The 14,237-nt window shown below is 73.3% G+C and carries 9 protein-coding genes, 2 tRNA genes and 1 pseudogene; 7 read left to right on the top strand and 5 right to left on the bottom strand.

Annotation, left to right across the window (positions count from 1 at the left end; all coding sequences use genetic code 11):
• Positions 1-30: 30 nt before the first annotated feature.
• Both N8I84_RS20360 and N8I84_RS20355 read right to left on the bottom strand, forming a co-directional pair.
• Complete coding sequence (locus N8I84_RS20360; protein ID WP_263230846.1) at positions 31-903, bottom strand: bifunctional DNA primase/polymerase; 873 nt, start codon at positions 901-903, stop codon at positions 31-33.
• Positions 904-1,089: 186 nt separating this feature from the next.
• Entirely contained in the window at positions 1,090-1,965 is an 876-nt protein-coding gene (locus tag N8I84_RS20355) for an alpha/beta fold hydrolase (protein ID WP_263230845.1), read from the bottom strand.
• 179 nt (positions 1,966-2,144) lie between these two features.
• Here N8I84_RS20355 and N8I84_RS20350 point away from each other — a divergent pair, with 179 nt between their 5' ends.
• From N8I84_RS20350 to N8I84_RS20330, 5 genes are all read left to right on the top strand, one after another.
• The gene (locus tag N8I84_RS20350) at positions 2,145-3,113 is read left to right on the top strand and encodes a bifunctional MaoC family dehydratase N-terminal/OB-fold nucleic acid binding domain-containing protein (protein ID WP_263230844.1); all 969 of its coding nucleotides are present in this window, start codon (positions 2,145-2,147) and stop codon (positions 3,111-3,113) included.
• Positions 3,114-3,118: 5 nt separating this feature from the next.
• Complete coding sequence (locus N8I84_RS20345) at positions 3,119-3,514, top strand: MaoC family dehydratase (protein WP_263234830.1); 396 nt, start codon at positions 3,119-3,121, stop codon at positions 3,512-3,514.
• Positions 3,511-4,677 (top strand): lipid-transfer protein, encoded by a 1,167-nt coding sequence (locus N8I84_RS20340; protein ID WP_263230843.1) that lies wholly within the window; start codon positions 3,511-3,513, stop codon positions 4,675-4,677. The genes N8I84_RS20345 and N8I84_RS20340 overlap by 4 nt, the downstream gene beginning before the upstream one ends.
• 224 nt (positions 4,678-4,901) lie before the next feature.
• Entirely contained in the window at positions 4,902-5,456 is a 555-nt protein-coding gene (locus N8I84_RS20335; RefSeq protein ID WP_263230842.1) for a SigE family RNA polymerase sigma factor, read from the top strand.
• A 203-nt stretch (positions 5,457-5,659) separates the two neighbouring features.
• Positions 5,660-7,315: a long-chain fatty acid--CoA ligase gene (locus N8I84_RS20330; RefSeq protein WP_263230841.1), complete on the top strand. Its 1,656-nt coding sequence runs from the start codon at positions 5,660-5,662 to the stop codon at positions 7,313-7,315.
• A gap of 144 nt (positions 7,316-7,459) precedes the next feature.
• Here the strand turns inward: N8I84_RS20330 and N8I84_RS20325 are convergent.
• A pseudogene (locus N8I84_RS20325) lies at positions 7,460-11,828 on the bottom strand (PAS domain-containing protein).
• Positions 11,829-12,028: 200 nt separating this feature from the next.
• Complete coding sequence (locus N8I84_RS20320) at positions 12,029-12,466, bottom strand: subtilase-type protease inhibitor (RefSeq protein WP_263230840.1); 438 nt, start codon at positions 12,464-12,466, stop codon at positions 12,029-12,031.
• 254 nt (positions 12,467-12,720) lie between these two features.
• Between N8I84_RS20320 and N8I84_RS20315 the strand changes: the two genes are divergently transcribed.
• Positions 12,721-12,811, top strand: a tRNA-Ser gene (locus tag N8I84_RS20315).
• 239 nt (positions 12,812-13,050) lie between these two features.
• Positions 13,051-13,123 (top strand) — tRNA-Arg (locus N8I84_RS20310).
• Positions 13,124-13,390: 267 nt separating this feature from the next.
• Here N8I84_RS20310 and N8I84_RS20305 read toward each other — a convergent pair.
• The gene (locus N8I84_RS20305) at positions 13,391-13,900 is read right to left on the bottom strand and encodes a hypothetical protein (protein ID WP_263230839.1); all 510 of its coding nucleotides are present in this window, start codon (positions 13,898-13,900) and stop codon (positions 13,391-13,393) included.
• Positions 13,901-14,237 lie beyond the last annotated feature (337 nt).

Genomic DNA, 14,237 nt, shown 5'->3' with positions numbered 1-14,237 from the left:
GCACCTTCCACCACCCCACCTCGAACCGTCTCAGGGACGCTGCGCCGTCATCCGTGCCGCCGACGCCAGAGTCGAGCGGGCCTCCCGCGGGGTGAGGCCCGTGCGGATCGCCGCGTCGAGGAGGGCGGGGGCCAGGTCCGGGCCGAAGCCGTTCTCGTAGGCCCGGCAGGCGGCCCAGAACAGGCGGGTGTTGCGCTGGCCCTCGTGCGCCGCGAGGACGAACTGGACCAGGCCCTGGCCGTGCCGGCCCGCCGACGAGGGCGTGGTGTGGCGCGGGCGCGGTGGGGGCGTGAGCAGGCGCAGCAGGGCGGGCGGGCAGGGTGCGGGAGGCAGCCGGGCGGTGCCCGGTGCCGTGCTGTACACGCCGTGGTCGGTGCGCGAGCCGGGGCCGACCAGGTAGCCGCCGGCGCCCCGGACGTCGATACCGGGGGCGAGGCGGCTCGCCGAGTTCGGGACGACGACGTCCGGCGGGCCGCTCAGCCACAGGTGGCGGCCGCCGCTGGGGGTGAGCACGACCACCGTCGCAGGGATCGTGAACAGATGGCGCAGGGCGAGTTCGCGCAGGGCCGCCGAGGAGTCGGTGCCGGACTTGGTGTCGAGGTCGATGCCGATCAGGTGGTGGGGGTGCAGACCGCAGGCGATGCCGTAGCCGGTGGCCCAGGGCGCGGCGGCGAACAGCTCGCGGATGCGGCGGGGGTCGGTCGTGGCGTCGTACACCCCGTGTCCGAAACGGCCGCATGCGCCGTGGCAGACGGGTGCCGTCGGGTCGGGGTCGTCGCGGTGCGGGGACCGCAGGGCCGGCAGTTTCGTACGGGACAGCGGGATCACCGCCAGCCCGCGCTCCGCGGCGGACAGGGCGTGGGCCAGGGCCAGGGTGGTGGCCTTCCGGTCGGTGGTGGCCATGCCCCCATGTTCGTACGTCTGTTCGAAAATGGGAAGGGGGGGCGGCGGTTCCCCAGGAGTTCTCCAGGAAGCTCCAGGAGGTCGCCAGGAGGCTCCAGGAGGTCTCCGGGAGGCTCAGGAACGTCTCCTGGAGGCGGCCGGGCGGCTTCCAGGGCCGGTGAGCCGGTGGATGGTCTTCCGGCGAGGTCAGCTCTGGTGTGCCTGCCAGAAGGCGCGCAGCGCGGTGACGAGTGCCTCGGGCGCCTCCTCGGCCATGTGGTGCCCGCTGTCGATCGGGCCGCCCTCCAGCCGGTCGCCCGCCCAGCCGCGCCAGACGCCGAGCACGTCGCCATAGAGCTCGGCCATGTCGTCGCGGGTGGCCCAGAGCACCTGTAGCGGGCAGACGACGCGCCGGCCGGCCCATCGGTCGGCGTCGTCGTGCTCCCGGTCGACGCCGAGTCCGGCCCGGTAGTCCTCGCACATGGCGTGCACGGTGGCCGGATCGTGGATGGCGCGGTGGTAGTCCTCGTACGCCTCGGCGTCCATCTGCTCGCGGGTGGCCCTGTACCAGGCGTCGGGGTCCGCGTTGATGACCCGCTCGGCGGGCTTGTCGGTCTGTCCGAGGAAGAACCAGTGCCACCAGCTCGCGGCGAACGCCGCGTCGCAGCGTCCCAGCGCCTCCCCGATGGGGACCGCGTCCAGCACGCTCAGCGCGGACACCGCCTCCGGGTGGTCCAGGGCGAGGCGGGTGGCCACGTACGCGCCGCGGTCGTGGCCCACCACGGCGAAACGCTCGTGGCCGAGGCCGCGCATAACCGCCAGGCAGTCCCGGGCCATGGCGCGCTTGGAGTACGGACGGTGCTCCGGGTCGGTCGGGGGCTTGGAGGACCGGCCGTAGCCCCGCAGGTCCGGGCAGACCACGGTGCGACCGGCGGCGGACAGCAGCGGGGCGACCCGGTGCCAGGTCGCGTGGGTGCGCGGATGGCCGTGCAGGAGCAGCACGGCCGGACCGCTGCCGCCGTGCCGCACCAGCAGCCCGGCCCCGTCCCCCTCGCACCGCGTCAGTTCGAAACCGTCGAACATCCGACCCCCTCCGCTCCGGCCGTCGCGTCCCGGCTGCCCAGGAAGGCTCCGTTCACGCAATCGGTGCCCTGAAGAGTTCGGTCGCAAGAGGCGGCGGCCTTGACAGCCGGCCTATATCTGACGGACAGTCAGAAAGTCTCTTGCACCCACGTGCCACGAGATCCGGGAGGCCCGCAACGATGCGGCTCGAGGAGGACTTCGCCACGCGGCTGAAGGCGTACGAGGGTCGGCCGGCCGTCGTCGCGGGCGTCGGCAAGGACCCGGTCAACGCGCCGATGATCCGGCACTGGTGCGAGGCGATGGGCGACGCCGACCCCGCGTACACCGGCCCGGACGCCATCGCCCCGCCCACCATGCTCCAGGTGTGGACGATGAGCGGCCTTTCCGGCCACGCGGGGCGCACACAGGTGTACGACGAGCTGTTGGCCCTGCTCGACGAGGCGGGCTGCACCTCCGTCGTCGCCACCGACTGCGAACAGGAGTACCTGCGGCCGCTGCGACCCGGTGACGAGGTCACGTTCGACGCGGTCATCGAGTCGGTCTCGGACCAGAAGCGCACGAAGCTCGGCACGGGGTACTTCGTGACGACGCGGATGGACGTGCGCGTGGACGGCGAACCGGTGGGGACGCATCGGTTCCGGATCCTCAAGTACGCGCCTGCCGGCAAACCCGCCCGCACCGAGCCGGCCCGCACCGAGCCCGCCCGCACCGAGCCCGCCCGCACCGAGCCCGCCACCAGACGGCCCCGCCCGGTGATCAACCGGGACAACGCCGGTTTCTGGAATGGCGTCGCCCGGCACCGGCTGCTGATCCAGCGGTGCGGCGACTGCGGCACCCCGCGCTTCCCCTGGCTGCCGGGGTGCAATGCGTGCGGCTCACCGGAGTGGGACACGTTCGAGGCGAGCGGTGCGGGCACGGTCTACTCGTACGTGGTCCTGCACCATCCGCCGTTCCCGGCCTTCGGCCCTCCCTACGCGGTCGGCCTGATCGAGCTGGCCGAGGGCGTCCGGATCGTCAGCAACGTGACCGGGGTGCCCTACGACAAGGTGCGCATCGGCATGCCCGTACGCCTGGCGTTCGAGCGATACGACGAGGAACTGGAGCTTCCGGTGTTCCGCGCCGACGACGGTCGTGGCGTGGAGCCATGAGGGGGTTGCGCGCGGGGACGGAGCTGCCGCCGCTGGAGATCGAGATCACCCGCACGCTGATCGTGGCGGGTGCGATCGCCTCCCGGGACTACCAGGACGTGCACCACGACGCCGAGCTGGCCCGGCAGAAGGGCTCCCCCGACATCTTCATGAACATCCTGACCACCAACGGGCTGGTCGGCCGGTACGTCACGGACCACTTCGGCCCGGCGGCCGTCCTGCGCAAGGTCGCCATCCGGCTCGGCGCGCCCAATCACCCGGGGGACACGATGGTGCTGACCGGCACGGTCGAGGAGGTCGACGGGGACACGGCCACGGTGAGGGTGGTCGGGGCCAACGGCATCGGCCGGCACGTCACCGGCACGGTCACGGTGACCGTCCCGAACGGGGATGCCGTATGAGCGTACGGACGAGGGACTGCCTCGGCGGGCGGGCCGCCGTCGTCGGGATCGGTGCCACCGAGTTCTCGAAGGACTCCGGGCGCAGCGAGCTGCGGCTGGCCGTGGAGGCGGTGCGTGCAGCGCTGGACGACGCAGGGCTCACGCCCGCGGACGTGGACGGCATGGTCACGTTCACGATGGACACGAGCCCGGAGATCACCGTCGCCCAGGCCGCCGGCATCGGCGAGCTGTCCTTCTTCTCCCGGATCCACTACGGCGGCGGGGCGGCGTGCGCGACCGTCCAGCAGGCCGCGCTCGCGGTCGCGACCGGGGTGGCCGAGGTCGTGGTCTGCTATCGGGCGTTCAACGAGCGCTCCGGCCGCCGCTTCGGCTCCGGGGTGCAGCACCGCGAGCCGTCGGCGGAGGGGGCCGCGCTGGGTTGGTCGCTGCCGTTCGGGCTGCTCACCCCGGCGTCCTGGGTGGCGATGGCGGCCCAGCGGTACCTGTACACGTACGGTCTGACACCGGAGGCGTTCGGCCATGTGGCCGTCGTCGACCGCGCGTACGCGGCGACGAACCCGGCGGCCCACTTCCACGGCCGGCCCATCACCCTCGCCGACCACGCCGCCTCCCGCTGGATCGTGGAACCCCTGCGGCTGCTCGACTGCTGCCAGGAGACGGACGGCGGCCAGGCGCTGGTGGTCACCTCTCTGGAACGGGCGCGCGACCTGCCGCACCCGCCCGCGGTGGTCACGGCCGCCGCCCAGGGCGCGGGGCGCGGCCAGGAGCAGATGACCAGCTTCTACCGGGACGACCTGACCGGCCTGCCGGAGATGGGCGTGGTGGCCCGCCAGCTGTGGCGCACTTCGGGAATGGGCCCCGCGGACATCGACGTGGGCATCCTGTACGACCACTTCACGCCGTTCGTGCTGATGCAGCTGGAGGAGTTCGGATTCTGCGAGCGGGGCACGGCGGCGGACTTCGCGGCCGCGCGGACGCTGCCGTTGAACACCCACGGAGGGCAGCTCGGGGAGGCGTACCTGCACGGCATGAACGGCATCGCGGAAGCCGTACGGCAGCTGCGCGGCACCGCCGTCAACCAGATACCCGGCGCCGCCCGGACCCTGGTCACCGCGGGCACCGGCGTCCCCACCTCCGGCCTGATCCTGACGGCGGACGGATGAGCGGCCGGGGGCCGCGCGGGCCGCTCGCCCCGGTACGGTTGCCGTACGCGCGCGGCTCGCCTGCTCCTGCCGTAGTCATCCCTCAGGGGTGAACCCTCAGGTGTTCGCGCCCGCTCGTCCACCTCCAGGAGGTGGGGGCAGCCCCCCGCCTACAACCTGAGGGGGAGGCGTCTTCGGGACCTGCGGCCGATCCGCCGGAAGGGGCGCGATCCTAGCGTGGAGCCATGACCTCACCCGTCTGCACCAGCGCTTCGGACGCCGCCACGCCGGCGAGGCAGACCCTTCCGTTCCCGTCGTTCTCGTCGTATGTGAAGGCCCGTCAGCCGGTGCTGCTGCGCACCGCCCGGTCGCTCACCGCCAACGCCAGCGACGCGGAGGACCTGCTGCAGACCGCGCTGACCAAGACGTACGTCGCCTGGGACCGGATCGAGGACCACCGCGCGCTCGACGGGTACGTGCGCCGCGCGCTGCTGAACACGCGGACCTCGCAGTGGCGCAAGCGCAAGGTCGACGAGTTCGTGTGCGACGAGCTGCCCGAGCCGGAGGGCCTGCCCGCCGCGGACCCGGCCGAGGAGCAGGCGCTGCACGACGCCATGTGGCGCGCGATCATGAAACTGCCCGCCCGCCAGCGGGCGATGGTCGTCCTGCGGTACTACGAGGATCTGAGCGAGGCCCAGACGGCCGAGGTGCTCGGTGTCTCCATCGGCACGGTGAAGTCGGCGGTGTCCCGCGCCCTGGGCAAGCTCCGCGAGGATCCCGAGCTCGCGCCGGTGCGTTGAGCACCGATGGCTGAGCGCCGGTGGCTGGTGGCCGGTGGCCGGTGGTCGATGACCGGTGGCGGGTGGTGGGTGGCTGCTGGCCGGCGACCGGTGGCCGAGGCCTTGATCGATCATCCCGGGGCCTAGTGACATACCGCGCGGTATGTGCGCAGAATCAGCGCAGCCCCTACTGCCGCGTAGGCAATGACGCCCGGGAGGACTCCGTGCTGAGCACCATGCAGGACGTACCGCTGACCGTCACGCGCATCCTTGCGCATGGAGCGCGGGTGCACGGGAGGTCCCTGATCACCACCTGGACCGGCGAGGGCGAGCCGCAGCGCCGCAGCTTCGCCGAGGCGGGCGTCCGCGCCGTGCAGCTCGCAGCCGCTCTCCGCGACGACCTCGGCGTCCGCGGCGACGACCGGGTCGCGACACTCATGTGGAACAACGCCGAGCATGTCGAGGCCTACTTCGCGATCCCCTCCATGGGCGCGGTCCTGCACACGCTCAACCTCCGCCTGCCCGCCGAGCAGTTGGTCTGGATCGCCAACCACGCCGCCGACCGCGTGATCATCGTCAACGGCTCGCTGCTCCCGCTGCTCGCGCCGCTGCTCCCGAAGCTGCCGACGGTCGAGCACGTCGTCGTGTCGGGCCCCGGTGACCGTTCCCTCCTCGACGGGGCGCCCGCCCAGGTGCACGAGTACGAGGAGCTGATCGCGGGCAAGCCCACGACGTTCGACTGGCCCGAGATCGACGAACGCCAGGCCGCCGCCATGTGCTACACCTCCGGCACCACCGGCGACCCCAAGGGCGTCGTCTACTCCCACCGCTCCATCTACCTGCACTCCATGCAGGTCAACATGGCCCAGTCGATGGGCCTGACCGATCAGGACACCTCGCTCGTCGTGGTCCCGCAGTTCCACGTCAACGCCTGGGGCCTGCCGCACGCCACCTTCATGACCGGCGTCAACATGCTGATGCCGGACCGCTTCCTGCAACCCGCCCCCCTCGCCGAGATGATCGAGAAGGAGCGGCCCACGCACGCCGCCGCCGTCCCCACCATCTGGCAGGGCCTGCTCGCCGAGCTCAGCTCCCGGCCCCGCGACGTCTCCTCCCTCACCCAGGTCACCATCGGCGGCTCCGCCTGCCCGCCCTCCCTCATGGACGCCTTCGACAAGCTCGGCATGCGGGTCTGCCACGCCTGGGGCATGACCGAGACGTCTCCGCTGGGCACGGTGGCCCGGCCGCCCGCCCACGCCGTCGGCACCGACGAGGAGTTCACCTACCGGCTCACCCAGGGCCGCTTCCCCGCCGGGGTCGAGGCCCGCCTCACCGGCCCCGGCGGCGAGCGGCTCCCCTGGGACGGCGAGTCCGCCGGTGAACTGGAGGTGCGCGGCCCGTGGATCGCGGGCGCCTACTACAACGGTCCGGACGCGGAACCCCTGCGTCCCGCCGATAAGTTCAGCGAGGACGGCTGGCTCAAGACCGGTGATGTCGGCACCATCAGCCCCGAGGGCTTCCTCACCCTCACCGACCGCGCCAAGGACGTCATCAAGTCCGGGGGCGAGTGGATCTCGTCGGTGGACCTGGAGAACGCCCTGATGGCTCACCCGGACGTCGCCGAGGCCGCCGTCGTCGCGGTCCCGGACGAGAAGTGGGGCGAACGGCCGCTGGCCACCGTGGTGCTGAAGGAGGGCGCCACGGCCGACTTCGCAGTCCTCCGCTCCTTCCTCGCCGATGAACGCGGGATCGCCAAGTGGCAGCTGCCCGAGCGCTGGACGATCGTCGGGGCGGTACCCAAGACGAGCGTCGGCAAGTTCGACAAGAAGGTACTGCGGCGACAGTACGCGGCGGGCGAGCTGGACATCACGCGGATCTGACGCCGGACGTACGGTGGCCGGGGCGCTGTTTCACGTGAAACAGCGCCTTTGTGCCGACTTCGAGCTGAGACCCGGCGCCGACCGTGGGCCGGGGCCCTGCGCCGACCACGGTCCGTGCGACCGCCGACTATGGCCCTGTCGACCTCAGTTGGTACCGATGCGGGCCAGCAGATCCACGATCCGGTCCTGCACTTCGGTGCTCGTCGAGCGTTCCGCCAGGAACAGCACCGTCTCACCCGAGACCAGCCGCGGCAGGTCGGCGGGATCCACCGCGGCGGTGTAGACGACGAGGGGAGTGCGGTTGAGCAGGTTGTTCGCGCGCAGCCAGTCGACGACCCCGGCCTGGCGGCGGTGCACCTGCATCAGGTCCATCACCACCAGGTTCGGCCGCATCTGCGCGGCCAGCGTGACCGCGTCCGCGTCCGACGCGGCCCGCGCGACCTGCATACCGCGCCGCTCCAGCGTGGCCGTGAGCGCGAGGGCGATCTCCGCGTGCTCCTCGATGAGCAGCACCCGCGGCGGGTGCTGCTCGGAGTCGCGCGGGGCGAGCGCCTTCAGCAGGACGGCCGGGTCGGCGCCGTACGCCGCCTCCCGTGTCGCCTGCCCGAGCCCCGCCGTGACCATGACGGGGACCTCCGCGGCCACCGCGGCCTGGCGCAGCGACTGGAGCGCGGTGCGGGTGATCGGGCCGGTGAGCGGGTCGACGAAGAGCGCCGCCGGGAACGCGGCGATCTGCGCGTCGACCTCCTCACGGGAGTTGACGACGACGGGCCGGTAGCCGCGGTCGCTGAGCGCCTGCTGGGTCGTGACGTCCGGCGCGGGCCACACGAGCAGCCGGCGCGGGTTGTCGAGCGGCTCCGGGGGCAGTTCGTCGTCCATCGGCTGAAGCTGAGGCTGGTCGGCGACCTCAACGGCACCGCCGGGACCGTCGAGCGGCTCGGGACCTTCGTCGGCGTTCTCGTCCGGGGCCCCTATGGCGTACGACCGTCCGGCGCCCTCGGTGGCCGGGGCCAGGCGGGACTGCCCGGCCAGGGAAGGTTGGGGCGGGACGGGAGCCGACACGGGCTGCGGGTGCGGGCGCGCGGTCGCCTCCGGGCGCTCACCGGCCGGCTCAGGAGGCGTGCCGAGCTTGCGACGGCGGCCGGAACCGTTGGATGCGTGCGGGGGAGGCGTCGGCGCCGTGGGGCGGGGAGGGACCCCGGCCTGCGGCGCCTGCCGTGCGAAGGGCACCCCCTGACCGAGCGTACGCACGCTGATCGCGCGGCCCTGGGGCGAGTGGGAGTCGGAGGGGGCGGCCGACTCCGCGGGCAGCGGCTGGCTGCGCGCGGCTGGGGCATGCGGTGCTGCTCCGGCGGCAGCGGCGTGCCCGCGGACGGGGTGGTCCCCGGCGCCTGCGGTACGGGCATGCCCACGCCGGTGTCACCGGAACCGGGCCAGGGCTGGGGCTGCTGCTGAGCCGGTTGCGGGGGCACCGGGGTGCCGGGAGCGGGCTGGGAGACCTGCGGGGGGACCGCGGTGCCCGGGGCGGGCCGGGCAGCCTGCGGGGGCACCGGGATGCCGGGGGCTGCCTGTTGGGGAGCCTGCGGGGGCACCGGGGCGCCGGCGGCAGGGGCGGCTGCCGTGGGCGCCGCGTTCGGCGTCGCCTGCGGGCCGGGCTGGGGCTGCGCCGCGGGCTGGGGTGCGACGGGGGCCGGCCCGGCTGTCCCGCGACGGGCTGGGCGGGCACGGCGGCGGGGACCGGCTGAGCCGGGGCCATGGGCTGCCCCGGGGCCACCACCGGTCGGCCCGGCGCCATGGGCACGGGCTGGACGGCGGGGCCGGGCTGGGCCGGGACCGGCTGACCGGGCGCCGCCTGGGCCGGCAGCGGCCCGCCGGGCAGCGCCGGTCCGCCCTGCGCGGCCGGAGCGGTCGGTGCTCCCTGCGCCGGAACGGACTGCGGGCCCTCCTGCCCGGGAACGCCTTCGGCAGGGGCACCGGGCGTCATCTGCGCGGGCACGCCCTGAGGCGGTGTCCCGGTGGTGGAGGCGCCGTCCGGGGCCGGCTGCGGCTGCCCCGGCTCGGCGGCCGTGCGGGCACGGCGGCGGCCCGTGGGTGCGGACACCGGGTGCGGCTGCGGCGGCGTGTGCTCCTCGGCGGCGTCGTGCGGCACGGCGTCATGGCGGCCCTCGTCGGCCGGGACGGCAGCGGCCGTGCTCTGCTCCGGCGTGCGGTCCGCCTCGGCGGGCGGCAGCGCGAACACCGTGCGGGGAGCGGCTTCCGCGGCGGCGGCACGCTCGTTCGCGGCAGCCAGGGCACGCCGGCGGCGTCCGGTGGGCGCGGGGGCCTCGCCGGGGGACGGCGTACCGGAGGCGGCGGGCAGCGCGGGCGGCAGCGCCTGCTGCTCGGTGTCCCGGCGGGCCCGGCGGCCCGAGGGTGCGGGCACGCCCTGCGGCGGCACGGTCCCGCCGAGTCCGGTGGCCGCGGCGGGGGCTCCCGCGGCGTGCTCGGCGGCGGTCACCACCGAGCCCTCGGCCACGTCCTCGGCGAGGTTCGGCCGACCGCGCCGGCGTCCCGTGCCTCCGGCGGCTTCGGCACCGTCGCCGCCGGTCGCCTGCACCGGGACCGGGGCCTCGGCGGCGGGTTCCTGCGCCGCACGCCGCCGACGCCGCCCGGTGGGCGCCACGGCCGTGTCGGACGGGGCGGGAGCGGAGTCGCCGACCTCGCTCTCCAAAAACGCGTCCACGGACGACCGGCGAGCGCGCCGCCGTCCGCCGCCCTGCTGCTCACCCTGCTCGGGCAGCGCGATCTCGGTCCCGGGCCCCTCCGCCGGGGTCTCGGCCGCGGGCTCCGCCGGGGCCGCCGCGACCGCGCCCGCGCCGCCGCCGAGCGGCACTTCGAGCACGTACGCGCTGCCGCTCATGCCCGGCACCTCGTGGGTCTGCAGCACACCGCCGTGCGCCCGCACGATGCCGCCGACGATCGGCTGGTGCACCGCGTCTCCCCCGGCGTACGGGCCGCGCACCTCGATCCGCACGACCTCGCCGCGCTGCGCGGCCGCCACGACGACGGTGTTGTCCATGTAACCGCCCGCCGAGACCGGCGCGTTGCCCGTGGAGTCGACGCCCGCCACGTCCGCGATCAGGTGCGCCAGCGCCTGCGCGAGCCGCTGCGGGTCGACCTCGGCCTCGATGGGCGGAGCATGCACCGCGAACTGGATCCGGCCCGGCCCGATCAGCTCGACGGCGCCGTCGACACCGGCGGCGACCACCGCGTCGAGCATGACGGTCGTCCGTACGAGGTCGTCGTCGCCCGCGTCGAGCCGCTGGTAGCCGAGGACGTTGCCGATGAGCGTGGTGATGCGCGAGTAACCGGCCGCCAGGTGGTGGAGCACCTGGTTGGCCTCCGGCCACAGCTGGCCGGCGTCGTCGGCGGCGAGCTTGGACAGCTCACCGCGCAGTTCGTCGAGAGGGCCGCGCAGCGACTGGCCGAGCACCGCGAGCAGTTGGTCGTGCCGGGCGGTCAGCGCCTCGTAGCGGTCCTTCTCGCGCTCGCCGAGGGCGGCGTAGCGCTCCTCGCCGGCCGCGATCTCCTCCGCGTGCCGCTCGCGCAGCTCGGCGAGCTCGGCGGCGTGCTCCTCGCGCAGCCGCTCCAGCTCATCCCGGTGCTCCTTGGCGACCCGCTGCAGCTCCTCCCGGTGCTGCTTGGCGGCCTCGTCCTTCTCCGCGACGAGCGTGTCGAACGGCCGCCGGTCGGTGAACGTCATTACGGCGCCGACGATCTGGTCGCCGTCGCGCACCGGCGAGGTCGTCAGGTCGACCGGCACCTTGTCCCCGGGCTTCGACCACAGCACCTGTCCGCGCACCCGGTGCTTGCGCCCGGAGCGCAGGGTGTCGTACAGCGCCGATTCGGTGTATGGGAAGGGGGAGCCGTCGTCGCGGGAGTGCAGGACGAGGGTGTGCAGCTCCTTGCCGCCGAGGTCGCTGGCCCGGTAGCCGAGGATCTGGGCGGCGGCCGGGTTGACGAGCACGATCCGCCCGTCGGTGTCCGTGCCCACCACGCCCTCGGCCGCGGCACGCAGGATCATCTCGGTCTGCCGCTGCGAGCGGGCGAGTTCGGCCTCGGTGTCGACGGTGCCGGACAGGTCGCGGACGACGAGCATCAGCAGTTCGTCACCGGTGTAGCCGTAGCCGTCGTAGGCCTGTCGGCCGTCCTCCAGGTTGGCGCTCGTGACCTCGACGGGGAACTCGGTGCCGTCCGTGCGCCGGGCGATCATCCGGGTCGGCTTGGTCTGTCCGCGCGGGTCGAGGGAGTCGGGGCGCCGCATCGAGCCGGGGATCAGCCGCGAGTCGAACTGCGGCAGCAGATCGAGCAGCCCGCGCCCGACGAGCGCGGTCCCGGGTGTCTCGAAGGCCTCCAGGGCGATGGTGTTGGCGTTGACGACCGTGCCGTTGGCGTTGACCAGCACCAATGCGTCGGGGAGCGCGTCCAGTATGGCAGCGAGGCGAGCAGCGCCTCGGGATGGCCTGCTGCTCACGAGACGCTTCCTCCCTGTTACCGCACCTTGCTGACCGCGAGGGCCATCTTGCCAACCGGCCCGCAGCGTGTCACGCGAGGGAGTCTACGGGCAGTCCTGGCGCCCGCGGCGCCGGATGAGAGGGAGGTCGCACGCGGAAGTGACGCAGAACCTGTGACCGCGCAGGTAGCCGCGCGCGAGGGGTCCGGCACCGCCGCTCGCTACGAACGAACGTCCGGCAGGAGCGGCACCAGCGCGTCCCAGCGGGCGATCCGGCACCCGTCCCCGCGGTCGAACCACGCGTCGACCGGCCGCCCGGCCCACCTCCCGGTGACGTGCGCGGTGGCGGGCCCGCCGTACTGCAGGGTGCAGTGCCTGTGCGGCGGCACCGGGGCGAAGGGGTCCCGCCCCCAGACGGTCCGCCGCTCGAGCACGGCGCACGCGCGGCCGGCGGCGGGGTGGGTGCCTCCTGCCGGATGGCACCTCAGCACGTAGACCCCGTCGGCGCCCCCGGTATGGCGGACGGTGACGAGGAGCCGGTCACCGTGCGGGGCCGGGCGCTGACCGTGCGCGTGCGCGGGTCCGACCGCGGCTGTGAGAGGGAGGAGTGCGAGGGCCCCGAGGAGGAGGGGGTGGCGGCGAAGGCGGAAGTGGTCCATGCCCTGCCTAACGGCAGCGGAGTGGAGCGGTTGCGGAGCGTGTCGGCGAATGCCCGCGAAGGGTCACGTCCGGGGAATCGGCGACGCCCATGTGCCTTGGTGGCGGCCGACAGGACTCAATGGCGCCCGATGCGGCCCAGTGCTTTGCCCTGCGGGCTTTCCGCCTAGTACCGTGGGAGCCGATTGGTGACACCCCGCTCGGCTGTGTCATCATCTGCACGCACCACTCGCGCTCGCGCGTGAGCGGTTGTGCTGGAGGCGTCGCCTAGTCCGGTCTATGGCGCCGCACTGCTAATGCGGTTTGGGCCTTAAAGCCCATCGAGGGTTCAAATCCCTCCGCCTCCGCGCTCGATCACCGAAGCCCCGGTCCCCGCGACCGGGGCTTCGGTGTCTCCGGGACAGGTGCTGCAAGCCGCTCCGGCCCCGCCCCCCGGAGCCGCGCCGGGATCCATCCGACAGGGCGTTTCCGCAGGTCACAAGGGGTAGGGCAAACGGATTTCACATGGCGGCGGCAGTCATGTAATGTTCTTCCTGTCGCCGCGAGCGGGCCGGAAGGGCCGGGAGCGGAGACGAAAACAGAACAAGCACTCGTAGCTTAACGGATAGAGCATCTGACTACGGATCAGAAGGTTGCAGGTTCGAATCCTGCCGAGTGCGCATGGATCAGAAGCCCCCTGGGATCACCCCAGGGGGCTTCTGACGTCAGCCGATGACATCAGCGCAGTCGGAACCGGGTCGGCGTCCGACTCCGCCTCGCCCCCGAGTCCTCGTGCGGCCGGCTCGCCGAACCCGAGGTCGGGCCGGTGGTGCGCCCGTCGCGTCTCGCGCGGTTCTCCGGCGCACCACCGGCCGACTCCTCACCGGCTCACTCAGGGGCTGCGACGCCGACGGGCGTCGGATGGGTGGCCGGCTCTCGTGGGCCTGCTAGCAGAACTTGGCGATCGCTGCCGCCGCCCCTGCGTTGAAGCCCTTCTCGTAGTTGGGGTCCACTGCGGTGACGCCCTGCGGCGCCTGAGCCTTGCAGGTCGCCTTGGCGAGGTTGAACCCGTCCTTGAAGCCCTTGGCGAACTGGTCCTGGGTCTGCTGCTCCTCGGCCTGCTTGACCGAGCCGCAGGAGAGCTTGGGTCCGCCCTCCTCCTGCATGCTCACGGGCCCGCCCTTCTGCGAAACCGTGAGCGTGCCCGAGAGCCCGCCGTCGGCCGAAGCCCTGAGGAAGGCTGTAGCACCGCCCTGGCTGATGCTGACGTCCGCTCCGGGTGTGAGTCCCGTCCCGATGACGTTGAACCGGTCGGGTTTCTGGGCGTCTTGTGTCACATGACACGTGGCCTTGGGCGTCGCTGCCTGGGCGGGCGCGGCCGTGAGGGGCAGCGAGCCGAGTGCCAGTGAGGAGAGGGCGAGGGGTGCCAACGCTGCGAGACGAGAACGTGTGTTCACTGTTCTGCCTTCCCTTCGAGGCATACGGAACCACGTGCAGGTGTGGGAGGTGCGAACACACGGGGACGGGCGCGAATGAGTGCTGGCGTTCCACGCCCGAACAGCGCGGTCTCACCGTCCGGAGCCGTGAGGCCGGGAGGACTCCCGGACGGCTTCCTGCGCATGGACTCCGTATCCGACGACGGCCGTGCCCCACCAGTGGGTGCCGGCCTTTCGGTCCCGTCCATGCTCTCGCAGCCCCACCTCGCTGTCGACCTGAGAGGACACGCTGCGTAATCAAGTGATGCCTTGGCGTGTTCGCGCCGTGGGCGCTACAGCTCGCCCCGGCCGAACCGTG

This window comes from Streptomyces cynarae, from assembly GCF_025642135.1.
GTDB classification, from domain to species: domain Bacteria; phylum Actinomycetota; class Actinomycetes; order Streptomycetales; family Streptomycetaceae; genus Streptomyces; species Streptomyces cynarae.
This window is presented reverse-complemented; position numbering and strand designations above follow the sequence as displayed.